The following is a 24,819-nucleotide window of genomic DNA, read 5'->3' as shown; positions in this document are numbered from 1 at the left end:
TCTCGCTCATACCGTGCCTCCGCTCAGCTCACGTTTGCGCAGTCGCGCCGCATACCAGTCATTAAGCAGAATGAATGGCACGCTCATCAGAATGAACAGCAGGCTGGCCACCACATACGGGGTGAAGTTGTAGCTGCTGGCCACCTCGATCTGGGCGGCGCGCACCGCATCCACCGCGCCGAGCACGGAGATGAGGCCGACATCCTTCTGCATGGAGATGAAGTCGTTCATCAGCGCGGGCGCGACCTTGCGCAGCGCCTGTGGGATGACGATCATACGCGTGGTCTGCCCGGCGGTCAGGCCCAGGGAACGCGCGGAGGCGCGCTGCGAGGGGTGCACGTCGTTGAATCCGGCGCGCAACACCTCGGCCACATAGGCGGAATAGCCCATAACCACGGCGATGGTGCCGAGAATCGACGGGTCGATGCGCCCGAACAGGCCGAGTCCGGGAATGCCGAAGCCGATGAGGTAGAGGATCACGATCATCGGGATGCCGCGCATCACGGTGGTGTAGACGGCGGCCAGCGCGCGCAGCGGGAACAGCACCGGATTGGTGCTGGTGCGCACCAGCGCGATCAGTGTGGCGAAGATGGCCACGCCGATCACCGCGACGACCAGCACCCTGATGTTGAGCCACAGGCCGTCGAGGATTTCGGGGAACGACGAGGCGAAGTATTCGGCGGAGAAGAACGTCTGCTTGACGCGCGGCCAGCCGGGCGAGAGCTTCAATCCTACGATGACGATGGCCGCCAGCACGATGGTGCTGACGAGGCTGGTGGCCACCGACTTGAGCTGCTGCTTGCGGCGCCAGTCGCGGCGGAAACGTTCGACCTCGCTTACGGCCGCGGGGTCGTGGGCGGGGTCTCCGGGAGTGCTGATGGTTGGTTGATCGTTCATGGTCATCGGTGGGTCAGGCGAGTTCGTTCGGGTCTGCGGCATGTTCGGCCGGTGTGCGCGGCAGGGAGTGGTGCTGGGTCATATCTCCTCTTCCTGGGTCGGGTGCGTGAGGCGTGTGGTCGGCTGACACGGGTGATTATATCGCTGCGGTATTGTCGATGCGTCACGTTGCCCGCCGTCGCGGTCAAGAGTCCGGATGGGAGCGCGGATTCGGCCCGTTCTGCCGGATTATTCGGATTATTCGAGGGTGAATCCCTCGAAGGTGAAGCCGGGGCTGACCACGCAGGAGACCAGTGCGTCGCCCGGGCCCGGCACGGTGCGCTGCCAGACGCCGGCGGGCACCACCGCATGCCCCACGACGGGGGTTTCGGAATCGGCCTCGTCGGCATCCGCGACGCCCGAGCCCAACGTGAAACGCGTGCGTTTGGCCTCATCTGGTTCGGGAGCGTCGCCGTCGCCGCCGAATTCCAACGTCACCGGCGCGGGGCCGTGCCACAGCCAGATTTCGTCCGCATCCACCTTATGCCAGGCGCTCGCGTCGCCCTGCGGCAGCAGAAAGTAGATCAGCGAGGCCAACGGGCGGCCGTTCAGGCCGTCTTCCGGGTCGTTGGCGCGGTAGGGGAGCGGCGACTGCCAGTCGCGCGTGTACCAACCGCCTTCGGGATGCGCCTCGAGACCCAGCCGCTCCACGACGGAACGGGCGTAGGAGCTCATATTCTCCAATGCGATGCTCATATTGATTCCTTTCGATTCTCAATCAGAACGCGCCGTCGTTGTAGACCACGCGGCCGGAGATCACCGTGGCCCGGTTCGTGCCGGCACCGTGGCGCACCAACGTCTCCAACGTGTCTTCGATGCCGCGCGGCGTAGCCACATACACCGGCACGTCGAAGAACGCGAGGTCGGCGGTCGCGCCCGCGTTGATCTGTCCGATGCGGCCCGCGCCCACATGCATGCCTAGCACTTCGGCGCCGCCGATCGTCATCATGCGGATCAGCCGGTGGGTCAGGTCGTCGCCCGCATATCCCTGCTCGCGCGCCAGATCGTAGAGCATGGCCACATCCTCCAGCACGTCGAGGCTGGGGGAGCTGGACAGCGAGTCGGTGCCCACGGCCAGAAGGTTGCCCTCCTCGAGATATTCGCGGATCGGCGCGTCGCGGCCGGTCACCGTGATGCGGTTCGACCGCGGACACAACGCCACGCCCACGCCGCGCTGGCGCAGGATACGACGGTCCTCCTTATCGGCCCACACGCCGTGCGCGATATGCACGTCGGGGCCGAGCGAGCCGAGCTGGTCGAGGAACTGGATGGCCGACGCGCCCTTGCCCGCCTCCTTGAGCTCCTGATAGCTCGTCCAATCCTGATCGCGCCATTCGGCCGCCGAATATGTGGACAGGATCGTCTCGCGCCTGCCGGCCTCCATCGGCGTCTCCGCCAGATGGATGTGCAGGCGCATGTCGAGCTGGCGGGCGATGTCGGGCAGATCGACGAAGGGCGCGGTCTCCAAGGTGTAGGGCGCGTGCGGGCTGATGCCGATGCTGGGCAGCCCCTCTTGGCGCATACGCCCCAGATGGGTCACCAGTTCGGCGATGCCCTCGGTTTTCCAATCGCTGTTGCGCCAGTTCATCACCTCCCAATAGGCCACACCGTGCATGCCCTGCGAGGCGAGCGCGCCGACCGCCTCCGGATCGGTGACGATGTCGGCGGCGGCCGTGGTGCCGTTGCGCACCAGCATGCGCGCGCCCTCCTCGGCGGAGTCCCTCCACGAGCCCGTCTCGCACAGACGCTCGTACACGGGATCGAAGGCGCGCTCCCACGATTGGAAGCTGTCGTAGCTGCCGCGACCCACCTCGGCCATATTCGTGTACTGCAGATGCGTGTGCGCGTCGATCAGACCGGGGGTGATCACGCCATGCCAGTGGCGTTCCTCGAATCGCGCGCCGGCGGCCATATCCTGTTTGAGCGCCTCCAGCACCCAACGTCGGGTGCCGGCGTGCACCACGCGGCTACCGCTGACCGCCACGGCGCCGTCAAGCAGCACCGGTCCGGTGACGGGGATGATCAACGGCGCGCTGTACAGCGTCACCTCATTTAAAGGCGCGGGATGCGCGGCCGCGTACAGTTGGTCGAACGAGTCGGTGGTCATCGCGCCTCCTTGAATCGGGTGAGCGTCCAATCGTAGCCATTGTCGGCCACGGCATGACTGGCCTGATATCCGCGTGTCTCGAGCGCCACGGCGGCGATGCGCCGGTCGGTCGCCTCGTCCAGCCGGTGCAGGCCGGGGGCGAGCGCACCGCGGTGGGTTAACAGGTGTGCCACCGCGCTCGCCTGTACGGCGAAGCTCAAGTCCATGATTTCGATTGGGTTGCCGCCGCCGGCCGTGTAGTTCACGCCGTCGCCCTCCGAAAGCAGGATGAGCGTGGGGCCACCCGGCACGTCGAGTTCGCGTCGGGCGAGTCCGGTTTCGGCGCGGAAGCCGGGGATATGATCGAGGGCGATTTCGTTGGCGATGCCGCCGATCACCGCCAACACGGCTCTCTCGCGCATGCGGCGCATATGCTCCACGGTGATGGTGTGGCGCACGCCGGTGGCGGAGACGACCATATCGGCGTGCGCCACCGCCTCGTCGATGTCACGGGCGGCGAATCCGTCGAACACCGCCTGCAGCGCGGCCACCGGATTCACGTCGCATACCTTGACCCGCGCGCCCAACGCCCGCACGCGCAACGCGAAGCCTTTGCCGACCGGGCCGTAACCGACCACGGCGACCCGCGCGCCGTCGAAGGCGTGGCTGCCGAGCAGCTCCTGCATGGTCGTCACGCAGCTTTCGCCGGTGCCGTGGGCGTTGTCGAAGCCGGTTTTGAGGATGCTGTCGTTCACGGCGATGACGGGGAAATCCAACGCGCCGGCGCTCTGCATGGCCTGGAAGGCGCGCACGCCACTTGTGGTCTCCTCGGCCACGCCAATCAGGTCGGCCATGAGTTCGGGGCGTTCCGCGGCGGCCAGTCGGGCGAAGCTCGCGCCGTCGTCGATGATGATCTGCGGGCGGATCTCGTCCAGCAACCGCAGCGCGCCCTGATGTGTCTGTTCGGGAGTCCACGTCACGTCGGCTTCGACGACGACGCCTTCGGAGGCGAGCTGGTCGGCCACACGCTGGTCGGTGTCGGCGGGTTCGGCGAACACGCCCACGACGGCACCGGCCGCTTTGAGCTCGCGCAGCAGCACCGCGGTTTTCGGCTCCAGAATCAGACATACGGCGATCCGCACGCCGGTGAAATCCACGCCGTCGGCGATGATGCGACGCATCAGCTCGCGCAGCACCGGCATATGGCGGTGCGCATGCTCCATCGCCTCCAATCCGGTCAGTTTGCGCGCGTCGGGAATCTCCCACGACATGGGCTCGCCTTCGGCGTCCAGCACGATGCCCCATTGCCGCGCCTGCGTGAGCGACTCGGGGTCGGCGTCCGCTGGCGGCATGAAACGCGCGCCCGCCAACGAACGGTTGGTGCGCTGCGAATACGCGCGGGCCCACGCGGCGAAATCATCAGTCTGCTGCTCGGTCATACGCCCCATCATAAGCCGTGCGTGTCAATCCATGGCGTCAAGCCTTCCGTCATGCTGAGCGCAGGCGGAGCCGGAGTCGAAGCATCTCATTCGCGGTATTGAGATCCCTCGACTTCGCTCGGGATGACGAGAAGGAATGCTCGGGATGACGAGAAGGGACGTTCGGGATGACGAGAAGGGATGCTCGGGATGACGTTGGCAACGCTTGGGGGATCAGCGACGCGACAGGCCTAGGGCGGTGAGGGCTTCGGCTAGGGACCTCACCTCAATCAGGGTCAGGCCGGGGACGTCGATCGGCTTGCGGGGCGTGGGCACCACGGCCGTGGTGAATCCCAATCGCGCGGCCTCGCGCAGACGGTGTTCCAGTCGTGGGGCGGGACGCACCTGGCCGGTCAGGGAGATCTCGCCGATGGCGCAGGTGGCGCGCGCGATCGGCGTGCGGTGCGCGGCGCTCGCCAGCGCGGCCACAATGGCCAGATCGCAGGCCGGCTCCTTGGCCAGGCCGCCCGCGATGGTGGAGATATACAGGTCGTTGGCCAGCAGATTGATATGGCCGTGGCGGTAGAGCACCGCGGTGAGCATGGCGATGCGGTTCGAGTCCACGCCGTTCACCGCGCGCCTGGGCGTGGGCAGCACGGAATTGGTGACCAGCGCCTGCACCTCGATGGGCAGGCTGCGGTGCCCGTCCAGAGTGAAGGTCACGCAGGTGCCCTCCACCGGCGCCTCCTGCGCGTCGCCCGCGGACAGGAACAGGCCGGCCGGGTCACGCACCTCCTCGATGCCTTCGCCGCTCATGTCGAAGCAACCCACTTCGTCGGTCGGGCCGAAACGGTTCTTCACCGCGCGCAGCATGCGCAGCGCGGTTTCGCTGTCGCCCTCGAACTGGCAGACCACGTCGACCAGATGCTCCAACGTGCGCGGGCCCGCGATCGAACCGTCCTTGGTCACATGCCCCACCAGCAGCACCGGAATATCCAAGGTTTTCGCCGTGTCGATCAGCGCGCTCGCCACCTCGCGCACCTGCGTGGATCCGCCGGAGATGCCATCGACCTCCTGCGAGACGATGGTCTGCGCGGAATCGACGATGGCCAGCGTGGGCCGCTCCTGTTCGATCAGGCCCAGTACAGTGGCCAGATCGGTGGTGGAGGCCAGCAGCAGATTCGGCTCCACCGCGTTGATGCGGGTGGCGCGAAGACGCACCTGCGCCTGCGATTCCTCGCCGGAGACATACAGCACCGATCCGCCGCCGGCATGGCTGCGGGCGATATTGCCCGCGGTCTCCAGCAGAAGGGTGGATTTACCCACGCCGGGCTCGCCGGCGATCAGCACCACGGAGCCGGGGACGATGCCGCCGCCGAGCACGCGGTCGAATTCGCCGAAGCCGGTGGGCACGCGGGCGATCTGCTCCGTGCCGACCTGGGTGATGGGCGTGGCCGCGCCTTTGCCTCCCGCGGGGGAGGGCGTGGCCGGTTGGGTGCGTGAGGTGCGTCCGGGCGCGGCGGTACGGGTTCCGGCGGCCGCACGGGTCTCATGGAACTCCCCGACGGTGCCCCACTGCCCGCATTCGGGGCATTTTCCGAACCATTTCGCGCCATTCCAGCCGCATTCGGAACACACATATTGCACGGACGACTTAGCCATGATGCCGACGCTATCGGTGTTCGCCGACAAGATGTGGGGCGGGTGAGATCCCTCGACTTCGCTCGGGATGACGGAGAGGCGGTCGTGATGACGAGAGGGGGGGCGGGATGGCGAGCGAGGCGGTCGGTTCCTTTTCGTCATGCTGAGCGGAGTGCAACGAAGTCGAAGCATCTCCATGGGATGACGAGAGCGGTGGTCGGTCCCTTTTTCGTCATGCCGAGCGGAGTCGAGGCATCTCGGAACGCCCGGAAGCCGGAGGGGCGTGAGGCGTCGGGTTGGTGTGAGAGAATCGGGGCATGCCGAATACTCAACAGACATCCTCTTCGCATGGCAAACTTATCGCCGTGGTGGTCGCCGCCGCGCTTGTGATTATTCTGGCGGTGCTGTCCGCCTTCGTCTGGCCCGGTTGGGCGATCAAAAGCGCCGACGAGCCGGCGCAGTCCGAACAGCAGACGGAGGAGCCCACCACGCCCAGCATCGACGCGGTCGCGCTTCCCGAAGACGCCACCGAACTGCTCAAGGCGATGCCCGACAGTGTGCTCAACTACGCGCGCGTCAACGCCGAGGCCTCCACGAACTGGAGCTCGGCCTCGCCGCTGGAGGAATACACCGTGACCTATGCGGTGTCCGAAGACTCCCAGGATCTGACGATGATCACCGCTCAGTGGTCGTCCGCCGATTCCGCGAAGACGCAGTACGACGCTCTCGCCGCCACGCTGACCGGCGAGGAGCTGGCCTCCGGCAATGTGAAGGTCTCCGGCGACACCACCGGTAGCTATGTGGTGAAAACCGACGCGTCGGATGAGACCAAGGCCGTGGCCCTATGGCAGAACGACACCGTGGTGTTCCAGGTCACCGGATCCAAGGACGCCGTGATGCGCTTCTACCAGGAGTTCCCGCTGTAAACCCAAGCCGACACCGGCTGCCGGGCGGAAACGCAAGGATGAACGTGTGCGTGGAGTTCCCGCTGTAAACCCTCGGGAACCCTTGGAAAACAGCGCATGACGTGGGGTGCGACCCGCAGAACGGGTGGCATGGTGTCGTCAGTCGCCCAATGCGTGTACTATTGGGCAAGTTGCAACTTTCACGATTAATCGGAATGGAGGCTTCAGATGGGTTCCGTCATCAAGAAGCGCCGCAAGCGGATGAGCAAGAAGAAGCACCGCAAACTGCTGCGTAAGACCCGCCACCAGCGCAAGTAGTCTTACCTGCAATCAAGGCATGAAGAAACCCCGGTCAGCGAAACTGGCCGGGGTTTTGCTATACGCTCTCCGTCATTGTGAGCGGAGCGTGACTCCACCTCGTCATTCCGAGCGGAGCGTAAGCGGAGTCGAGGAATCTCGTTGCCGCCAGGGCGGAGATTCCTCGACTGCGCTCGGAATGACGAGAGAGCATCGCTCGGAATCACGAGGTGTTGCTCGGAATGACGGATGCCCTCGGTGCGCCGAGGGCCAACAATCACTTGTTGGAATTGGTCATTACGCGCGGGCCGTTCGGGTCGCCCACGATCACCGTGTCGACCATGTTGAGGAACAGGCCGTGCTCCACCACGCCCACAGTGGTGATGAGATCCTCGGCCAGCGCCTGCGGATGCTCGATCCTCTCCAAATGCAGATCCACCACGTAGTTGTTCTCGTCGGTGCGCACCGGCTGGCCTTCGGCGTCAAGGCGCAGCACGGGCTTGTATCCGCGCGCCTCGAACTTCTTGACGACCTGGCCCGCGCCGAAGGGGATCACCTCAACCGGCAGCGGGAACTTGCCGATGGTGTCGACCACCTTGGACTCGTCCACGATCCACACGATCCGGTCGGAGTTGGTCGCCACGATTTTCTCCCACAGCAGGGCGGCGCCGCCGCCTTTGATGCCGTCGAAGTTCTTGTCCACCTCGTCCGCGCCGTCGATAGTCACGTCGATATGGTCCACCTCGTCGACGTCCACGATGGTGATGCCGTAGCTTTCGGCCTGCTCCTGCGTGCGGCGGGAGGTGGTCACGCCGGTGAACTTCAGTCCCTCCTCCTGCACGCGACGGCCGAGCTCGTCGACGAGGAAGCGGACGGTCGAGCCGGTTCCGAGGCCCGCGACCATGCCGTCTTCGATCAGCTTGGCGGCTTCGATGCCTGCCGCCTTCTTCAAAGCGTCCTGTTGCGCCTTATCCATGGGTTCTCTCCTTGTTCTGTTCCCGAAGGAACGCGTATTGCCAATGGTTGGAGACCTCTCCTATCCTAACGCGTATCCCAACGCGATTGCGCGGTGGGGCGACGTCGTGTCCGTCGCGTGCGGAAGCGTGCGTTTGCGCACGCACACATGGCTCGCGATTCATGCCTCCCTGTCTTGCGACTTACGCCGCTCCGCCCGGATTCTCGCGCAGGAAAGGCGCGTTGGTGATGACGAGATTGCCGTCGCCGTCCACCAGTCCTTCGATTTCGATCACGCCGCGCACCGGCAGCGGCCGGCCGGTGAAGAAGGGGCTGGTTTTGGGCGCGGGTGAGAAGCGGAGGGCGCCCGACACCGTCAGTCCGGTCGGCAGGAACCGTGGGCCTGTCGGTGCCTCTGCCGTGGCGGGCTCCTCTGCCGTGGCGAGTTCCTCGGACTCGTCGTTCTCCGTGTCGTCCTCGTCCCCCTTCGACCGTCCGTAATCCGGCAGATCCGGCACGCCTTCGGGCTCCGGCTCGAGGATTGCGCGGGGATGGCGTTCGGCGGATTCGCCGCCGTTCGAGGAATCGCTTTCGCTCGGGGAGTCGCCTCCGCGGCCCAGATGATAGTCCTCGTGCGTGATCGCGCCGTCGAGCAGCATCCGCGCGTCGGAGGGGACATCCAAGCCTTTGGAGTATTCCGAGGCGATCAGCGACTGCCATCCCTCGCGCGGCAGATAGCCGTCGCGCACGCCGGAACGGCAGTCCTCGGCGAAAGTGCGCGCCAATTCGTCGACCTTCTCATTGCCGGCGTTGCCCGTGTGCCCCTTCACCCACACGAAGCGCACCGATCCCTCGCGCGCGCCGATCTCCTCGTCGATGGCCTTGATGATCGCCGCGTTCTTCACCGGCTTCTTCTGCGAGTTCTTCCAACCGTTCTTCTTCCAGCCTTTGACCCAAGTGGTCGAGCAGTTGATCGCGTACTGCGAATCCGTTTCGATCACCAGAGGCTCCGAACCCGGATGCGCGCGCAGCGCCTCCAGCACCGCGCACAATTCGCCGATCTGGTTCGTGCCGTTGGTGGCACCGCCCGCGTCGCAATCGCCCGGATGCTCGTGCCCGGGCGTGCCGCCGGCGTGTGGAGTGTGGTCGGCCCACGCCCATCCCATCGGGCCGTTGGGATTCGCAAGCGCCGATCCGTCTGTGGAAACCGTGATAGTCATGCGCTCCAGACTACGGGCGGGGTGCGAAATCGGATGGAGCGCGTTCCGGGGAATCGCCGTTACGGATGCGCCGGTCCGATGCTGGCACGTTCGACGAATGAGGAGGGCAGCATCACCGGTTCGAAATTCGGATGGGACTCGGTGTGGTGCAGCCGTCCGATCAGCGCGTCCACGGCCTGCCGCCCCAGCTGCCTGCGGGGAAGCCGCACGGAGCTGAGGCGCGGTTCGACCAGCATGCTTACGGGCAGATCGTCGACGCCGATCACCGAAACGTCGCCGGGCACGCTGTACCCCCGTGCCCGCAAGGCGGCCATGAAGCCGATGGCGGCGATGTCGTTGTAGGCGATGACGGCGGTGGTCGGATTGTCGAGGAACGTAGGCGCGATGCCATATCCGCCGGCGTAGGTGGGAGCCGTGCCGGGCACGCGTCTGAGCGTGATGCGATGTCGCGCGCACGACGCGCTGATCGTCCGCCAGCGCATGCCGTCCTGCCATGAGGCCTCCGGGCCGGAAAGATACGTCAGCGAATCATGCCCCAGATCGACCAGCCGTCCGATCGCGGCTTCCAGACCGGGCGCGGGGTCCCCGCTGATGGACTGCAATCCGCGCACCGGGCGGTTGATGGTCACCGCGGGCTTGATCTCGGCGATTTTGCGGATCGTGACGTCCGAAGCGCGGGAGGATGCGAGGATGAAACCGTCCACATGCGCGTGGGCCAATCGCAGCGCGTTGCGTTCGATGGCGCCGGTCTCCTCCGCGTCGATGACCATCAGCCCGAATCCTTTGCTCATGCATTGATGCTGGGCGCTTTTCACATAGTCGGCGAACACCGGATTGGCGATATCCGCCACGCTGATCGCCAGAATGCCGTGCAGCCGCCTGTCGTCGGCGGGGGTGGGGGTGTCGACGGCCCGCGCGCGGTATCCCAGCGCGTCGGCCGCGGCGAACACGCGTTTGGCTGTGCTCGCGCTCACTCTGCCGGGACGTGCGAAGGCTCTGGACACCGTGGATATGGAAACGCCGGCGGCTTGGGCCACGTCGCGGATGGTGGCTCGGTTCTCGGTGTCGGGCTCGCTCATACCGCCTAGCCTACACCGGTGCGGGCGCAAGGAAAACCATGGCAAAACCACACGCCGGCCATCGCGGCACCCACATAATAAAAGGCATCACACGTTCTTGAAAGAAGGATCCAATGGTGCATCTCAACGATGATTTCAAGCTTCACGCGGATCAATGGCAGCGGGCCGGAATCACGGTTCCCTCCTTCGATGTCGACGCCATGCGCGAGACGACCGCCTCCCACCCCTACTGGCTGCATTTCGGCGCGGGCAACCTGTTCCGCGCGGTGCACGCGCCGATCGCCCAGGCGCTGATCGAGGCGGGGGAGCGCGAATCCGGCGTGCTCGCGGCCGAAACCTTCGATCCCGACATCATCGACAAGGCGTATCGCCCCTTCGCCGACCGCTGCCTGCAGGTGGTGCTGAAGGCCGACGGCTCCGTGGAATCCACGGTGATCGCCTCGGTGGCCGGATCCTTCGGCGTGCGCGCGCATGACGAGCAATGGCAGGCCCTGGAGCGGGTGTTCACGCATCCCGAACTGCAGTTCGTCACCGTCACCATCACGGAGAAGGGCTATGCCGTCGAAGGCGCGGACGGTGCCCCCCTGCCGTGGATCGCGCCGGAGGTCGAGAACGGTCCCGATTCGGCGGTGAGCGCGATGGGCGCGATGACCGCGCTGCTGTTCGCCCGATTCAACGCGGGCGGCACGCCGATCGCGATGGTGAGCACGGACAACTTCTCGCAGAACGGCGACCGTTTCGCCGCCGCCATCCGCCGCTTCGCCGAGCTGTGGCGCGAGCGCGGATTCGTCGGCCAGGACTTCGTCGACTGGCTGGCCGACCCCACCAAGGTGAGCTTCCCGCTGTCCATGATCGACCGCATCACCCCCAATCCGGCCGCGTCGGTGGCCGCGATGCTTCAGGAGCGCGGCTTCGAGGACACGCAGCTGATCCGCGGCGAACGCGGCACGAATATCGCGCCCTTCGCCAACGCGGAGGAGACCTGGTATCTGGTTGTGGAGGACGCGTTCCCGAACGGACGCCCCGCGCTGGAGAAGGCGGGCGTGTACGTGGCCGACCGCGACACGGTGAACCTGGCCGACGAGATGAAGGTGACCACCTGCCTGAACCCCCTGCATACCGCGGTGGCGACCTTCGGCATGCTGCTGGGCTATGAGTCCATGTCCCAGGCGATCGCCGACCCCTCGCTCAAAGCCCTGGCGGAGCGTCTCGGCTATGACGAGGGACTGCCGGTGGTGGCCGATCCGGGCATTTTCTCGCCGCGTGAGTTCCTGCGCCAAGTGGTCGAGGTGCGCATCCCGAATCCGAACATCCCCGACACCCCGGCGCGCATCAGCACCGACACCTCGCAGAAGATCCCGGTCCGCTACGGCGAGACCATCAAAAAATACCTCGCCGATTCCGAACGCGACGTGGCCGATCTGGTCGCGATTCCGCTGGCCATCGCCGGCTGGCTGCGCCTGCTCATCGGTGCCGACGGCCAGGGCACGCGCGACGACGGCACCCCGGTGACGATCAGTCCCGACCCGCGTCTGGGCGAACTGCAGCGCGACTTGGCCGGGCTGAGCGTGGGCGGGCGGCACAGCCAGGCTCAGGTCGCCGAGGCGATCGCCCCCATCCTCGCGGACGCGAGCCTATTCGGCGCCGATCTGACCGAAACCGCTCTGGCCGACGCGATCACGGACTATCTGGTCCGGTTCGCGGCCGGCACCGGCACCGTCCACACCGTCGTCAACGAAGCATTGGGACTCTAAGAGCCCCGGACCCGACTTCCAACAGAAAGGAACCCACCCATGCATATGTCATTCCGCTGGTACGGCGAGGGCAACGACACCGTCTCGCTGAACGATATCCGCCAGATTCCGGGCGTGGAGACCATCGTATGGTCCCTGCACCACAAGCAGGCCGGCGAATTGTGGACGCCGGAGGAGATCGAGCGCGAGATGGCGCTGATCACCGGCCTGTCCGAGGACGAACGCAAGGCCGGCGTGACCAAAACCTTCAACGCGGACGTGGTCGAATCCGTCAACGTGCACGAGTCCATCAAAACCGGCACCACCCTGCTGGGCATGAGCCGCGACGAGGCGCTCGACAACTACATCAAGACGATCGAGAACCTCGGCCGCGCCGGTGTGAAGGTCGTGACCTACAACTTCATGCCCGTGTTCGACTGGCTGCGCACGGAGATGTTCCACCCCTGCCCGGACGGCTCCACCGCCCTGTACTACGACGCGAACGTGGTGGCCCAGCTCACCGATCCGCAGGCTCTGGTCGACGAGACGCTGAACGGCGCCGGCGACCTGACCATGCCCGGCTGGGAGCCCGAACGTCTCGTCCACCTGCCCGAATTCATCGAGGCGTACCAGGGCATGACCCATGACGCGTACTACGAGAACTACAAGGTCTTCCTCGACGCGGTGATCCCCACCTGCGAGAAGTACGACGTCAAGCTCGCCGTGCATCCCGACGATCCGGCCTTCGACCTGTTCGGCTGGCCCCGCGTGGTCAGCTCCAAGGAAGGCATCCAGCGCGTGCTCGACCTGAACCCCAGCCCCTACAACGGCCTGTGCCTGTGCCTGGGATCCTTCTCCTCGCGCCGCGGCAACGATCCGGTCGACGCCGTGAAAACCTTCATGGACCGCATCCACTTCTCGCATGTGCGCAACATCAAATTCCTCGACGCGGCGGGCTCGTTCAGCGAGGTCGGCCACCGCGCCTCGGAGGGCGACGTGGACACCGTGGGCATTATGAAGGCCTACGCCGAAGCCGGCTATGAGGGCTACATCCGCCCCGACCACGGCCGCCACCTGTGGAGCGAGAACACCGAAGAGGGACGCCCCCGCCCCGGATACGGCCTGTACGACCGTGCGCTGGGCATCCAGTACCTGCTCGGCGTGTGGGATTCCTTCACCTACGGAGACGAACGATGAGCTGGCTGGTGAACGACATCCGTCCGGGCAAGGTGCTGCTCGTCGGCGAGGCGATGGGATTGTTCACCGCCGGCGAGGAGGGCCCGTGCAGCCAGGTGGGCGCGTTCGGCGCTTCCGTGGCCGGTGCCGAGCTGAACGTGGCGATCGGTTTGCGACGCTTGGGGCAGGATCCGCTGTATATGACCAAAATCGGCGACGATCCGCTGGGCGAACGCATCCGCCTGTTCATGGAGGCCAACCAGTTGGACACCTCGCTGGTCGAGCTGAACCGCGAACGCCACACCGGCTTCATGATGAAGACGAAGGAAAGCGTGGGAGATCCGAAAACCTACTATTTCCGCAAAAACTCCGCGGCCTCGACCATCGGCGCCGGCGATGTGCGCGCCCTGGATCTGAGCGGCGTGAGCGTGCTGCATCTGACCGGCATCCTGCCGCCGCTGTCGGAATCCTGCCTGGCGGCGAGCAAGGAACTGCTGTGCGCGGCCCGCGCGAACCACATGTTCATCTCCTTCGACCCGAACCTGCGCCCCGTCCTGTGGCGTGACGCCGAAACGATGCGCTCCACCCTGCGCTCCCTCGCCTCGCACGCCGACCTCGTGCTGCCCGGCATCGGCGAAGGCGTCGAACTGTTCGGCGTGGAACGCGTGGAGGATATCGCCCAAGCCTTCCTCGACAACGGATCGCGCGTCGTGGTCGTCAAGGACGGCCCGCGCGGCGCCTATGTCAGCGACGGCAAGCGGAGCGCGTACGTGCCGGGCTTCGTGGTCGACCATGTGGTCGACACCGTCGGCTGCGGCGACGGCTTCGCGGCCGGCGTGCTGTCCGGCCTGCTCGAAGGGCTGACCGTCGAGGCCGCCGTGGAGCGCGGCTGCGCGTTGGGTGCCATCCAAACGCAGCATGTTTCGGACAACGAAGGGCTGCCGACCCCGCAGGAACTCGCCGAATTCACCGCCTCCCACACGCGGGTCGCCCTGTAGGCCGGCCCTCGCGGATCGGGCGACGGCCGGCCGATGCCGACAACCGCACGGCAAGCGCATAACCATCCATACGACAATCCCATCTCACGACAATCCTCATAACAGTCCCCAGACGGGGAAGGAAAGAACACCGATGAGCACAACAGACAACACCGAAATCATCGCTCAACTGGAGAGGCTGGGCATCGTCCCGCTGGTGACCCTGAACACCGTGGACGAGGCCGTTCCGCTGGCCGAGGCCTTGGAGCGCGGCGGCGTGCCGGTGGCCGAGGTCACCTTCCGTTCGGAATGCGCCATCGAAGGCATGAAGCGCATCCGCGACCACGTGCCCGGCGTGACGCTGGTCGCCGGCACCGTGCACACCGTGGACCAGGCGAAGGCCGCGGTCGATGCCGGCTGCGTGGGATTGGTGACGCCCAGCTTCGACGAGCCCGTGGTCGACTGGGCGCTGGAGCACGACGTGCTGATCCTTCCCGGCACCGCCGTGCCCTCAGATGTGGAGAAGGCCTACGATCGCGGCCTGCGCCACGCGAAGTTCTTCCCCGCCGAAGCCTATGGCGGCGTGAAAACGCTTAAAGCCCTCGCCGGCCCCTTCGCCGAGATGAGCTTCCTGCCCACCGGCGGCGTGAGCCTGAAGAACGCGCAGGAATACATCGCGTTGAAGAACGTGTTCGCCATCGGCGGCTCGTTCCCCGTGCCAGCGGCCGCGCAGGCCGCCGGCGACTGGGAGGCGGTCGCCCAAGCCTGCCGCGACAGCCGCGCGCTGGTCGACCCCATCATCGCGAGCAAAACCAACTGATTCCCGACGTGCGTCGGGCCGGCCGCCGATCGTGCCGTCGACGGCCGACCCGACCACCTCACCACCGGTGGCTCGCCCACCCATCCGAACGAGTCGAAGAGGACCCATCATGCAGACCCTGAACCCCGACCGCCTGTTCCCAGCCGAGCCGACGCAGCGGCGCATCGCGCGCGACCTGTACGACTCGGTGAAGGATATGCCGATCATCTCACCCCACGGGCATGTCCCCGTCGAATGGTTCGCCACGGACCATCACTTCAACAACCCGACCGAACTGTTCATCACCCCGGACCATTACGTCACGCGTCTGATGCACGCGCATGGCGTGGAACTCGCCGATCTGGGCGTGAACCAGTGCGACTTCAGCGACAACCAGGCCCGCGAGGCCTTCCTGACCTTCGGACGCTGCTGGCGGCACTACGCCGGCACGCCGATGCGCTACTGGTTCGAGGACTCGCTGGAGCGCGTGTTCTCCATCACCGAGCCTTTCGGCCCGGACAGCGCCGGCCGCATCTACGACCAGATCAACGAGATGCTCGCCTCGCCGGAATTCTCCACCAGAGCGTTGGTGCGCCGCTTCAACATCGAATCCATCTCCACCACGGACGATCCCGTGGACGACCTGCATCTGCACGACCAGGTGATCGCCGATCCCGACTTCGACGCCCTGCTCGCCCCGGCCTTCCGCCCCGACCGCTATCTGGAGCCGGCCGCGCCCGAATGGGCCTCGCTGGTCGACGCGCTCGGGCAAGCCGCCGGCGTGGACGCCTCCGGCTACGAGGGCTTCCATGAGGCGATGCGCCGTCGCCGCCGCTTCTTCAAGGAGCATGGCGCGGTGCTTTCCGACCATTCGCATATGGATGTGTCTTGCGAGCGTCTCGTCGACGACGAGGCCTCCCGCCTGTTCGCCCTCGCGTATGCGGGGAGCATCACGGCGGCCGACGCCGCCCGTCTGCGCGCGCACCTGTTCAACGACCAGGCGCGGCTGGCCCAGGAGGACGGGCTGATCATGACGCTGCACCCCGCCGTGCACCGCAGCTACGACCAATACGGCCTGGAGACCTACGGGCGCGACATCGGCGCGGACATCCCCGCCCGGTCGGAGTTCACCCGCGCGCTCAAGCCCATCCTGAACGCCTACGGCAACGATCCCACGTTCCGTCTGGTGCTGTTCACCATGGATGAGACGGTGTTCTCGCGCTCGCTGGCGCCGCTGGCCGGCTACTATCCGTCCGTGTTCGTGGGCGCGCCGTGGTGGTTCCTCGACCAGCCGGAGGCGATGCTGCGCTACTTCGAAGACACGGTGCCGATCTGCGGTTTCGGCAAACTGTCCGGCTTCATCGACGACACGCGCGCGCTGTGCTCGATTCCCTCACGGCATGACACCAACCGCCGTGTCACGGCGCGTTATGTGGCTTCCCTGGTGGCCGACCACCGTCTGTCTTTGGACGAGGGATACGAGGTGATGCGCGGCATGATCCAAACGCAGCCGCGCGAGGTGTTCCGCCTCAATCCCTGACGGGTTCCACTACTCTTTGCTGGTTATTATGGTTCAACGGCGAGGGGCGGATGACTTGGATTTCCAAGCCATCCGCCCCTTGTCTTATCGTGCGTCGCGTGTCGCGTCAGCCGCGCGTCAGACGCCCAAGGCCTTGTCGACGACGACCGTGGCCTCGTCGAGCACCTTGTCCAGCGCCTCGGGGGAGACGAAGGATTCGGCGTACACCTTGTAGATGTTCTCGGTGCCGGAGGGGCGCGCCGCGAACCAGTTGTTCTCGGTGGTGACCTTCAGTCCGCCGATCTTCGCGCCGTTGCCCGGCGCCTCGGTGAGCTTGGCGGTGATGTCCTCGCCGGCCAGCGTGGCGGCGGTCACATCCTCGCCGGAGAGGGCGGCGAACTTCTGCTTCTGCTCCAGCGTGGTGGGGGTGTCGACGCGCTTGTACCAGCTTTCGCCGAAGCGCTCCACCTGCTCGACATGCAGCTGGGCCGGGTTCTTGCCCGTCTTGGCGGTGATCTCGGCGGCGAGCAGGTCGGGGATCAGACCGTCCTTGTCGGTGGTCCACACGCGGCCGTCCTTGCGCAGGAAGCTCATACCGGAGCTCTCCTCGCCACCGAAGGCCACCTCGCCCTTGAACAGCGGGTCGACGAACCACTTGAAGCCCACCGGCACCTCGATCAGCTTGGCGCCGATGGAGGCGGCCACACGGTCGATCAGCGAGGAGCTCACCAGCGTCTTGCCGATGCCCGCGCCGGCCGGCCAGTCGGGACGCGCGCCGCCGAACAGATACTCCACGCACACGGCGATGTAGTGGTTCGGGTTCATCACGCCCCAGTTCGGGCACACGATACCGTGGCGGTCGGCGTCCGGATCGGTGCCGCCCACCAGATCGTACTTGTCCCACGCGCCGGCGTTGAGCTGGTCCACCAGACCCTTCATCGCATGCGGCGAGCTCGGATCCATGCGGATCTTGCCGTCGTGGTCGAGGGTCATGAAACGCCAGGTCGGATCGACTTCGGGGCGCACCACGCCGATGTCGGTGCCGTACTTCTCGTTCATCAGCGGCCAGTAGTTCACCGAAGCGCCGCCGAGCGGGTCGATGCCCAGACGCACGCCGGAGGAGCGGATCAGGTCGAAGTCGATCACATTGGCCAGATCGGACACATAGTGGTCGCGGAAGTCGAAGCCCTCCACGAACTCGGACTTGATGGCCTGCTCGTAGGGCACGCGCTTGATGGACTTGTAGTCGCCGAGCAGTTCGTTGGCGCGCGCGGCGATGGCGTTCGTCACCTCGGAAGGAGCCGGACCGCCGGTGACCGGATCGTACTTGAAGCCGCCGTCGGTGGGCGGATTGTGGCTCGGGGTGACCACGATGCCGTCGGCCAGGCCTTCGCCTTCGAAGCGCTGGGTGCCGTCGGCGGCGCGGTTGTGGGTCAGAATCGCCTGGGAGACGACCGGCGTGGGCACGAAGTCGCCGCGGGAGTCGACGCGCACATGCACGCCGTTGGCGACCAGCACCTCGATGGCGGTTTTCTCGGCCGGCTCGCTCAGCGCGTGCGTGTCGCGGCCGATGTACAGCGGGCCGGTCACGCCCGCGGCCTTGCGGTATTCCGCGATGGCCTGGGTGATGGCGACGATATGGGCCTCGTTGAACGAGGTCTTCAGGGACGATCCGCGATGGCCGGAGGTGCCGAAGATGACACGCTGCTCGGGAACCGCGGGGTCGGGGACGACGTCGTAGTACTTGCCAATGACCTCGTCGACATTGATCAGATCTGCTGGGGTGGCGGGCATGCCCGCATTGTTTGCTACCATACCCAACGATTGTACGCGAGAATGCGCGGTTGGAAGCCCGTGTGCTCGCGCAGTGTCGCGTCCGCCGTCTCTGCCCGTCTCCGGTTCAACCAGGCCTGGTCCCGGATTGGTCCCGGACTAGTCCTGGATGGGTCTGATCGTGCCGGTCATCTCCGCGAACGAGGCGGTGGCGTTCGCCTGCGCGTTCTGCGCGGTTTTATCCGCCGTCGCGGTGGATTCGGGCACGCGCACGATCAGCGCCTGATGTTCCACGGAGAATCGGATATGCGCGGTCTCGCCGAGCATATCGCCGTCCACCTGAGCCAGCGCCGGCTTCTCCAACACGACCTCGGCGCTTATGCCCTGGATCTGGTCGACCGTGGAGTTGGTCGACAGTGGATTCTGTTCGGCACGGCCGGTGAGCGTCTGGTGCAGCACGTCGCCGAACAGATTCGCCCATCCGAGGATGCCGCCCGTGGTGTCGATGAGTTCGAAATCCAGCAGGCCGTCGTCGAAGGAGGCGTTCGGCATCAGCGAGAAGACGGGGATCTGCCCGCAGTTGCCCGCCATCAGGGTGCGGAAGGTGAGCTCGCGCGTCGTATGGCTGGAGCCGTCGGCGCGGGTGATGGTCACGCTGCCGCGGTATTTCGGCGCGAACAGGTTCTTCACGCCGCCCACGAAGTAGGCGAGCCAGCTGATGTTCTTCTTCAGCTCCGGATCGGTGTCGTCGATCATCGCGGCGTCGAAACCCAGTCCCGCGATGATGAGGAAGGCGTGGCCGTGGTCCTCGTCGGGACGGTCCAGGATCATGGCGCGTCCCATATCCACCAGACGCGAGCCATGCGAGGTGGCCACGGTGAGGGCCGCGTCGATGTCGTCGATCGGAATGCCCATATTGCGGGCGAAGAGATTGCCCGTGCCGATCGGCACGATGCCCAGCGCGTGCCCGGTGCCCGAAACGGCGCTCGCCACCGTGCGCACGGTGCCGTCCCCGCCGACGGCCACCACCACGTCGGCGCCGTTGTCCAGCGCCTCCAACGCGCAGGCGCGGCCGTCCTTGTCGAGCTGCGTTTCGATGAACTGCACCTGCGTCAGACCCTTCGCCTGGCAGAACCGTTCGATATGCTCGCGGCGGGCCTCGGCCTGGGGCTTCGACGGGTTGATGATGAACGCGTAGTGCACCTCGTCGTCGCGGCGCTTGTCCAGGGAGGCCGCGAGGGCGCGCTTGCGGTGCAGCCGCACGCCGACGACGCCGACGGCGGCGATGACGATGCAGACGGCGATGACGACGAGTGTGATGTGCAGTGCGGAAGGCATGCTGTCCATTCTTGCCCGTGCGGGACGTCCGGCCATGCGAGGCGCGTCGAATTCCTCCAATTCTGCACGAAGCCTGAACGTATGATCGGGAGGTGCGGGAGGGGACAGACGGCCGCGATGCGCCGCCCGCGCGCCTCGTATGCGCATGCGCGCACCTTTGACGGATATTTGCCGCCGCATATCGGCGTGTCTTAAGTCCGGCATCGCTTACACTATCCGCTAGTTACTTGATTAGCAGGGTTGCTACTCGACAACGAGGCAAGACCTGAGACCTGGCGAAAGCCATGTCTCAGGTCTTTTTTGTTGTTCGGGGAAGGGCGTCGCCCAGCGGCCCGGCGTCAGGAAACGAACGAAGACGAGAATCCCGACGCCTGGCACAACGGGTGCCCGGCGGCCACACGAGACAAAGGAGTACCGGTGCGATTCCCCCTGAACAACACGTTCATCTTCCTCTTCGGCGCGCTTGGCGGCATGCTGTTCGGCTTCGACACGGGCATCATCTCCGGCGCGTCGCCGTTGATCGAAAGCGACTTCCAGCTCAACGCCGCGCAGACCGGATTCATCACCTCGTCGGTGCTGATCGGTTCGATGATCGGCGCACTCACCATCGGCGGCCTGTCCGATAAATACGGGCGCAAGAAGCTGCTGATCGTGTCATCCCTGCTCTTCCTGGTGGGGTCCGCGTTATCCGCCACCGCCACGGGCTTCGTGTGGATGGTCGCGGCCCGCATCCTGCTCGGCCTCGCCGTCGGCGCCGCCTCCGCGCTCACCCCGGCCTATCTGGCGGAACTGGCGCCCAAGGAGCGCCGCGGCTCACTGTCCACGCTGTTCCAGCTTATGGTGACACTCGGCATTCTGCTGGCGTACCTGTCCAATCTCGGATTCCTCGACCGCGATCTGCTGGGTTGGGACGACTGGCGGTGGATGCTGGCCTCCGCGCTGATCCCGTCCGCGCTGCTGCTCCTCGGCGGCCTGCTGCTGCCCGAATCGCCGCGCTATCTGGTCAAGCAGGGCGATATGCGCAACGCGTTCAAGGTGCTGCAGCTGATCCGCAAGGATATGGACGCCGCCGAAGTCACGGCCGAACTCGACGAGATCGAGCGCGTCGCCTCATCCGAGCGCGCGCAGCGCCAGGGCGGCGTCAAGGAGCTGTTCACCACCGCGCGTCCGGCCATCATCGCGGCCGTCGGCATCATGCTGTTCCAGCAGCTTGTGGGTATCAACTCGGTGATCTACTTCCTGCCGCAGGTGTTCATCAAGGGCTTCGGATTCCCCGAAAGCCAGGCGATCTGGGTGTCCGTCGGCATCGGCGTGGTCAACTTCCTCTCCACCATCGTCGCCACGCTGTTCATGGACCGTTTCAACCGCAAAACCGTGCTGGTGTTCGGTTCCGTGGTGATGGCCGTCTCGCTGGTCGCGCTCGCGCTGCTGAACTTCCTTGGCGACGTGAGCAATGCCGCCGTGCCCACCATGGTGCTGATCGCCGTGTATATCCTCGGCTTCGCCGTCTCGTGGGGTCCGCTGGCCTGGGTGATGATCGGCGAGATCTTCCCGCTGTCGGTGCGCGGCATCGGCACGTCGATCGGTTCGGCGGCCAACTGGATCGGAAACTTCGTCGTATCCCAGTTCTTCCTGATGCTGCTGGCCGCGTTCGGCAACAACGTGGGCGGTCCGTTCGCGATCTTCGCGGTGTTCGCGGTGCTGTCCATCCCGTTCGTGCTCAGGTTCGTCCCCGAGACCAAAGGCAAGTCGCTGGAGCAGATCGAGGCGGAATTGGTGGGGCGCGGCGCGTCGAAGTGACGCGGGTCCGATCGGATACCACGCCTGGGCTTGCGCGGGCGGTGTTCGTCGGACACTATGGAACCAACCCAAGGGAAGGAGCGCGGATGTCCGCAAACGGCGAGGTCGCCGCCGCCATCATCGCAGCCGTGGGCGGCGGGGCGAATGTGCGCGGACTGTCGCACTGCGCCATGCGGCTGCGTTTCGAACTCAATGACGGCGGCAAAGTCGACCTGGCCGGGCTTGAGTCCATCAAGCAGGTGCTGGTCGCCCTTCCCCAAAGCGGCAACCGTTGCCAGGTGGTGGTCGGCGGCGGCGTGGAGGCTCTGTACGAGGCCTGTCTGGCATTGCCGGATATGCGCGGCGTGCGCGCCCACGACGCCGCCGACGCCATCGCGGACGCCACGCACGCCGCCCGACGCGGCAAGACGGATGCCGGGGCGGGCGGTTCCTCTCCGGAGTCCAAGTCGGCGACGCGTGTGAACATCGCCTGGCTGGACGCCTTTTTCGACTATCTGGCCGACTCGTTCCGTCCGATTCTGGGCGTGCTGCTGGCGGCCTCGATCCTCATCGCCGCCGTCAACCTGCTGATCTCGCTGGGACTTGTCGCGGATGACGAGGCGAGCGCGGGACTGATGTTCGTCAAGGCGCTGTGGGAGGGCGTGTTCTACTTCATGCCGATTATGGTGGCCTACAACGCCGCCAGAAAACTCGCCGTGGACCCATGGGTGGGCGGTGCGATCATGGCGGCGTTGATGACCCCGCAGTTCGCGTCGCTCGCCGACTCCTCGCGCTGGGGCGATGCCGTGACCTGTGTGGACAACTCGGCGTTGGGCACCGCGTCCTGCTCCGTGAGCGTGTTCGGACTGCCCATGCAGCTGAACGACTACTCCGGCAATGTGTGCGTGCCGCTGATGATGGCCGCCGTGCTGGGACTGGTCTACCGCGGTCTGCGGCGCGTGGTGCCGCCCTCGATGCGGCTGGTGTTCGTGCCGTTTCTCTCGCTGATCGTCGTGGGCGCGCTGACGGCGTTCGTCATCGGCCCCTTGGGCGTATGGATCGGCAACGGTCTGGGCGTGGCGTTCGCCTGGCTGAACGGCCACGCGCCGTTCGTCTTCGCGCTGCTGGTGCCGATGCTGTACCCGTTCCTGGTGCCGCTTGGCCTGCATTGGCCCGTGAACGCCCTGATACTGATGAACATCCAATCGCTGGGCTACGACTTCATCCAAGGGCCGATGGGCGTGTGGAATTTCGCCTGCTTCGGCGCCACCGCCGGCGTTCTGGTGCTTGCGTTGCGCGAACACGACACGCAGATGCGCCAGACATGCGTGAGCGCGCTTGCGGCCGGACTGCTCGGCGGCGTGTCCGAACCAAGCCTGTACGGCATCCATCTGCGGTACAGGCGCATCTACCCGCGTATGCTCGCCGGCTGCGCCGTGGGCGGCGTCACCATCGCCGTGCTGGGATGGCTGTTCCCTTCCGCCGTCTCCGGTGGATCCGTGCCCGGGGTCACCACCACGGCGTTCGCCTTCACCTCGCTGCTGACCATTCCGGCGTTCCAGCGCATGTGGGTGTACGGCGTATCCATTGCGGTGGCGTTCGTTCTGCCCATGGTGCTGATTGTCATGCTCGACTATCGCGAGCCGGAGACGGGTGGGAGACGCGATGTCGACGGGGAGCGGGCGACTCCGTCGCGTGACGGCTCCCTGACGGCGCTTGCGTCGATATTCCATCCCTATGGTGGGGCGGGAGTTTTAGGCGAGGCGGAAGACTTAGATGGTGCGGGAGTCTCGTGCGAGGCGGGAGCCTCAGGCGAGGCGGCCGCCGCCGGCCCGCAGTCGACCGAGTCCGTGCTCGCGCCGGTCGCGGGCCATGTGATCGCCCTCGACGACGCCGGCGACAAGGTGTTCGCATCCCGGGCGCTCGGCGAAGGCGTGGGGGTGGAACCCACCGACCCGCACGTGGTGGCGCCGGTCGACGGCGTGCTCACCACCGTGGCCGCGACCGGTCATGTGTTCGGCATCAAAACGGATGACGGCGTCGAGGTGCTGGTGCATGTCGGCCTTGACACCGTGCGGATGGGCGGGGAGGGATTCGTCGTGGCCGTGGTCAAAAAACAGCGCGTCCACGCCGGCGACCTGCTCGTCACGGTCGATGGCGACCGGATCCGCGCGGCCGGGCATGCCACCACCGTTATGATGACGGTGATCAACACCGCGAAATTCGCCGCCGTCGTGCCACGCGTGGGCATCGACGTGCGGGCCGGCGAGCCGGTGATCGACGTGCGGCGCTAAAGTGTGGCCGACGAAAGGAACTCCATGAAAATCCTGCGCGTGTTCAACAACAACGTGGTGTTGGCCCAGGGGCGCGACGGCGAGGTGATCCTCACCGGTCGGGGCATCGGATTCCAAGCCAGGCCCGGCATGCGCGTCGATGAGAGCAAAGTGGTGCGCACCTTCGTGCCGGCGGACGGACGCGACCCCGATCATATGGCGCAATTGCTGTCCGATATCCGGCCGGAGACGATCCGCGCGGTCTGCGAGGCGATGGGGGAGGCCGGACTGGGCGCCGACATGCAGGGCAGCGCCACGCTGGTGATGGCGGTCGCCGACCATGTGGACAACGCGCTGTTGCGGCTGGAGCGAGGCATCGAGGTCGACTATCCGCTGGTAGGGGAGGTGTCCAACCTCTATCCGAAGGAATACGAACAAGGGCGTCTGCTGGTGCGGGCGTTGAACCGGAGGCTGGACCGCGCGCTGCCGCAAGGGGAGGCCATCGCCCTGGCCCTGCATCTGGTGAACGCCGGATTCTCCACGGGAGACCTGACCTACACCTATCAGATGACCGGCGTGATCCAGCAGATCATCACCATCATCGAAGAGACATACGAGGTCGAGCTGGACCGTTCGTCGGTGAACGTGGGGCGTTTCATCACGCATCTGCGCTACCTGTTCGTGCGCATCAACCAGCATCGGCAGCTCGTCGACGAACCCGAATCGATCGTCGGCGCGATCCGCGATTCCTACGCGCAGGCGGTGCGCTGCGCCTCGTATATCGCGACGGTGCTGGAGCTGCGCTTCGACGCGGACATCACCGAGGACGAGATCGCCTATCTGGCGTTGCACGTCGCCCGCGTCGCGGATAACGGACGACACGGCCGGAGTGTCGGCTTGCGGGACTAGGCTTATG

At 65.9% G+C, this 24,819-nt stretch carries 20 protein-coding genes; 10 read left to right on the top strand and 10 right to left on the bottom strand.

Annotated elements, in window-relative coordinates; all coding sequences use genetic code 11:
• Positions 1-6: 6 nt before the first annotated feature.
• From BE0216_RS05105 to radA, 5 genes are all read right to left on the bottom strand, one after another.
• Positions 7-897, bottom strand: a complete 891-nt coding sequence (locus BE0216_RS05105) for an amino acid ABC transporter permease (RefSeq protein ID WP_226805706.1) — start codon at positions 895-897, stop codon at positions 7-9.
• Between the two features lie 237 nt (positions 898-1,134).
• The gene (locus BE0216_RS05100) at positions 1,135-1,632 is read right to left on the bottom strand and encodes a cupin domain-containing protein (RefSeq protein ID WP_094636643.1); all 498 of its coding nucleotides are present in this window, start codon (positions 1,630-1,632) and stop codon (positions 1,135-1,137) included.
• Positions 1,633-1,654: 22 nt separating this feature from the next.
• The gene (locus tag BE0216_RS05095) at positions 1,655-3,043 is read right to left on the bottom strand and encodes an amidohydrolase family protein (protein ID WP_094636644.1); all 1,389 of its coding nucleotides are present in this window, start codon (positions 3,041-3,043) and stop codon (positions 1,655-1,657) included.
• Complete coding sequence (locus tag BE0216_RS05090; RefSeq protein WP_094636645.1) at positions 3,040-4,461, bottom strand: adenosylhomocysteinase; 1,422 nt, start codon at positions 4,459-4,461, stop codon at positions 3,040-3,042. The genes BE0216_RS05095 and BE0216_RS05090 overlap by 4 nt, the downstream gene beginning before the upstream one ends.
• A 213-nt stretch (positions 4,462-4,674) precedes the next feature.
• On the bottom strand, positions 4,675-6,102 hold the full coding sequence (gene radA, locus BE0216_RS05085; RefSeq protein ID WP_094636922.1) for a DNA repair protein RadA: 1,428 nt from the start codon (positions 6,100-6,102) through the stop codon (positions 4,675-4,677).
• A gap of 296 nt (positions 6,103-6,398) precedes the next feature.
• Here radA and BE0216_RS05080 point away from each other — a divergent pair, with 296 nt between their 5' ends.
• Positions 6,399-7,007: a hypothetical protein gene (locus BE0216_RS05080; protein WP_094636646.1), complete on the top strand. Its 609-nt coding sequence runs from the start codon at positions 6,399-6,401 to the stop codon at positions 7,005-7,007.
• A 207-nt stretch (positions 7,008-7,214) separates the two neighbouring features.
• On the top strand, positions 7,215-7,304 hold the full coding sequence (locus BE0216_RS05075; RefSeq protein WP_004268639.1) for a 30S ribosomal protein bS22: 90 nt from the start codon (positions 7,215-7,217) through the stop codon (positions 7,302-7,304).
• Positions 7,305-7,560: 256 nt separating this feature from the next.
• Here the strand turns inward: BE0216_RS05075 and rpiA are convergent, their stop codons facing one another.
• From rpiA to BE0216_RS05060, 3 genes are all read right to left on the bottom strand, one after another.
• Positions 7,561-8,259: a ribose-5-phosphate isomerase RpiA gene (gene rpiA, locus BE0216_RS05070; RefSeq protein ID WP_094636647.1), complete on the bottom strand. Its 699-nt coding sequence runs from the start codon at positions 8,257-8,259 to the stop codon at positions 7,561-7,563.
• A 181-nt stretch (positions 8,260-8,440) separates the two neighbouring features.
• A complete protein-coding gene (locus tag BE0216_RS05065) occupies positions 8,441-9,457 on the bottom strand; it encodes a ribonuclease H family protein (protein WP_094636648.1) in 1,017 nt (338 codons plus the stop codon).
• Between the two features lie 59 nt (positions 9,458-9,516).
• On the bottom strand, positions 9,517-10,536 hold the full coding sequence (locus BE0216_RS05060; RefSeq protein WP_094636649.1) for a LacI family DNA-binding transcriptional regulator: 1,020 nt from the start codon (positions 10,534-10,536) through the stop codon (positions 9,517-9,519).
• 113 nt (positions 10,537-10,649) lie between these two features.
• Here BE0216_RS05060 and BE0216_RS05055 point away from each other — a divergent pair, with 113 nt between their 5' ends.
• The 5 genes from BE0216_RS05055 to uxaC all read left to right on the top strand — a co-directional run bounded on the left by BE0216_RS05055 (position 10,650) and on the right by uxaC (position 16,761).
• Positions 10,650-12,290 carry a mannitol dehydrogenase family protein gene (locus BE0216_RS05055; protein WP_094636650.1) on the top strand — a complete coding sequence of 547 codons (1,641 nt, stop codon included), beginning with the start codon at positions 10,650-10,652 and terminating at the stop codon, positions 12,288-12,290.
• A 39-nt stretch (positions 12,291-12,329) separates the two neighbouring features.
• A complete protein-coding gene (gene uxuA / locus BE0216_RS05050; RefSeq protein ID WP_094636651.1) occupies positions 12,330-13,466 on the top strand; it encodes a mannonate dehydratase in 1,137 nt (378 codons plus the stop codon).
• Positions 13,463-14,443, top strand: a complete 981-nt coding sequence (locus tag BE0216_RS05045) for a sugar kinase (RefSeq protein ID WP_094636652.1) — start codon at positions 13,463-13,465, stop codon at positions 14,441-14,443. Before uxuA ends, BE0216_RS05045 begins: the two co-directional genes overlap by 4 nt.
• A 133-nt stretch (positions 14,444-14,576) precedes the next feature.
• Positions 14,577-15,242: a bifunctional 4-hydroxy-2-oxoglutarate aldolase/2-dehydro-3-deoxy-phosphogluconate aldolase gene (gene eda / locus BE0216_RS05040; protein ID WP_094636653.1), complete on the top strand. Its 666-nt coding sequence runs from the start codon at positions 14,577-14,579 to the stop codon at positions 15,240-15,242.
• 109 nt (positions 15,243-15,351) lie between these two features.
• Positions 15,352-16,761 carry a glucuronate isomerase gene (gene uxaC / locus BE0216_RS05035; protein WP_094636654.1) on the top strand — a complete coding sequence of 470 codons (1,410 nt, stop codon included), beginning with the start codon at positions 15,352-15,354 and terminating at the stop codon, positions 16,759-16,761.
• A gap of 117 nt (positions 16,762-16,878) precedes the next feature.
• Here uxaC and pgm read toward each other — a convergent pair whose 3' ends face one another.
• Positions 16,879-18,555, bottom strand: a complete 1,677-nt coding sequence (gene pgm, locus BE0216_RS05030; protein WP_094636655.1) for a phosphoglucomutase (alpha-D-glucose-1,6-bisphosphate-dependent) — start codon at positions 18,553-18,555, stop codon at positions 16,879-16,881.
• Positions 18,556-18,672: 117 nt separating this feature from the next.
• Positions 18,673-19,851, bottom strand: coding sequence for a diacylglycerol/lipid kinase family protein (locus BE0216_RS05025; RefSeq protein WP_094636656.1), 1,179 nt, complete (start codon positions 19,849-19,851; stop codon positions 18,673-18,675).
• A gap of 417 nt (positions 19,852-20,268) precedes the next feature.
• Here BE0216_RS05025 and BE0216_RS05020 point away from each other — a divergent pair, with 417 nt between their 5' ends.
• The 3 genes from BE0216_RS05020 to BE0216_RS05010 all read left to right on the top strand — a co-directional run bounded on the left by BE0216_RS05020 (position 20,269) and on the right by BE0216_RS05010 (position 24,812).
• Positions 20,269-21,651 carry a sugar porter family MFS transporter gene (locus BE0216_RS05020; protein ID WP_226805705.1) on the top strand — a complete coding sequence of 461 codons (1,383 nt, stop codon included), beginning with the start codon at positions 20,269-20,271 and terminating at the stop codon, positions 21,649-21,651.
• Between the two features lie 86 nt (positions 21,652-21,737).
• A complete protein-coding gene (locus tag BE0216_RS05015; protein WP_094636658.1) occupies positions 21,738-23,924 on the top strand; it encodes a glucose PTS transporter subunit IIA in 2,187 nt (728 codons plus the stop codon).
• Between the two features lie 24 nt (positions 23,925-23,948).
• A complete protein-coding gene (locus BE0216_RS05010) occupies positions 23,949-24,812 on the top strand; it encodes a PRD domain-containing protein (RefSeq protein WP_094636659.1) in 864 nt (287 codons plus the stop codon).
• The last annotated feature ends 7 nt before the right edge of the window (positions 24,813-24,819 follow it).

Origin of the sequence: Bifidobacterium eulemuris (assembly GCF_014898155.1) — a bacterium.
GTDB classification, from domain to species: Bacteria; Actinomycetota; Actinomycetes; order Actinomycetales; family Bifidobacteriaceae; genus Bifidobacterium; species Bifidobacterium eulemuris.
The sequence above is the reverse complement of the archived record's forward strand: the minus strand, read 5'-3'. Positions and strand labels throughout refer to the sequence as shown.

Excerpts from the sequence above, each read along its gene's own strand:
- BE0216_RS05105 (WP_226805706.1), bottom strand. The coding sequence starts at position 897 with ATGAACGATCAACCAACCATCAGCACTCCCGGAGACCCCGCCCACGAC.
- BE0216_RS05100 (WP_094636643.1), bottom strand. The coding sequence starts at position 1,632 with ATGAGCATCGCATTGGAGAATATGAGCTCCTACGCCCGTTCCGTCGTG.
- BE0216_RS05095 (WP_094636644.1), bottom strand. The coding sequence starts at position 3,043 with ATGACCACCGACTCGTTCGACCAACTGTACGCGGCCGCGCATCCCGCG.
- BE0216_RS05090 (WP_094636645.1), bottom strand. The coding sequence starts at position 4,461 with ATGACCGAGCAGCAGACTGATGATTTCGCCGCGTGGGCCCGCGCGTAT.
- radA (WP_094636922.1), bottom strand. The coding sequence starts at position 6,102 with ATGGCTAAGTCGTCCGTGCAATATGTGTGTTCCGAATGCGGCTGGAAT.
- BE0216_RS05080 (WP_094636646.1), top strand. The coding sequence starts at position 6,399 with ATGCCGAATACTCAACAGACATCCTCTTCGCATGGCAAACTTATCGCC.
- BE0216_RS05075 (WP_004268639.1), top strand. The coding sequence starts at position 7,215 with ATGGGTTCCGTCATCAAGAAGCGCCGCAAGCGGATGAGCAAGAAGAAG.
- rpiA (WP_094636647.1), bottom strand. The coding sequence starts at position 8,259 with ATGGATAAGGCGCAACAGGACGCTTTGAAGAAGGCGGCAGGCATCGAA.
- BE0216_RS05065 (WP_094636648.1), bottom strand. The coding sequence starts at position 9,457 with ATGACTATCACGGTTTCCACAGACGGATCGGCGCTTGCGAATCCCAAC.
- BE0216_RS05060 (WP_094636649.1), bottom strand. The coding sequence starts at position 10,536 with ATGAGCGAGCCCGACACCGAGAACCGAGCCACCATCCGCGACGTGGCC.
- BE0216_RS05055 (WP_094636650.1), top strand. The coding sequence starts at position 10,650 with ATGGTGCATCTCAACGATGATTTCAAGCTTCACGCGGATCAATGGCAG.
- uxuA (WP_094636651.1), top strand. The coding sequence starts at position 12,330 with ATGCATATGTCATTCCGCTGGTACGGCGAGGGCAACGACACCGTCTCG.
- BE0216_RS05045 (WP_094636652.1), top strand. The coding sequence starts at position 13,463 with ATGAGCTGGCTGGTGAACGACATCCGTCCGGGCAAGGTGCTGCTCGTC.
- eda (WP_094636653.1), top strand. The coding sequence starts at position 14,577 with ATGAGCACAACAGACAACACCGAAATCATCGCTCAACTGGAGAGGCTG.
- uxaC (WP_094636654.1), top strand. The coding sequence starts at position 15,352 with ATGCAGACCCTGAACCCCGACCGCCTGTTCCCAGCCGAGCCGACGCAG.
- pgm (WP_094636655.1), bottom strand. The coding sequence starts at position 18,555 with ATGGTAGCAAACAATGCGGGCATGCCCGCCACCCCAGCAGATCTGATC.
- BE0216_RS05025 (WP_094636656.1), bottom strand. The coding sequence starts at position 19,851 with ATGCCTTCCGCACTGCACATCACACTCGTCGTCATCGCCGTCTGCATC.
- BE0216_RS05015 (WP_094636658.1), top strand. The coding sequence starts at position 21,738 with ATGTCCGCAAACGGCGAGGTCGCCGCCGCCATCATCGCAGCCGTGGGC.
- BE0216_RS05010 (WP_094636659.1), top strand. The coding sequence starts at position 23,949 with ATGAAAATCCTGCGCGTGTTCAACAACAACGTGGTGTTGGCCCAGGGG.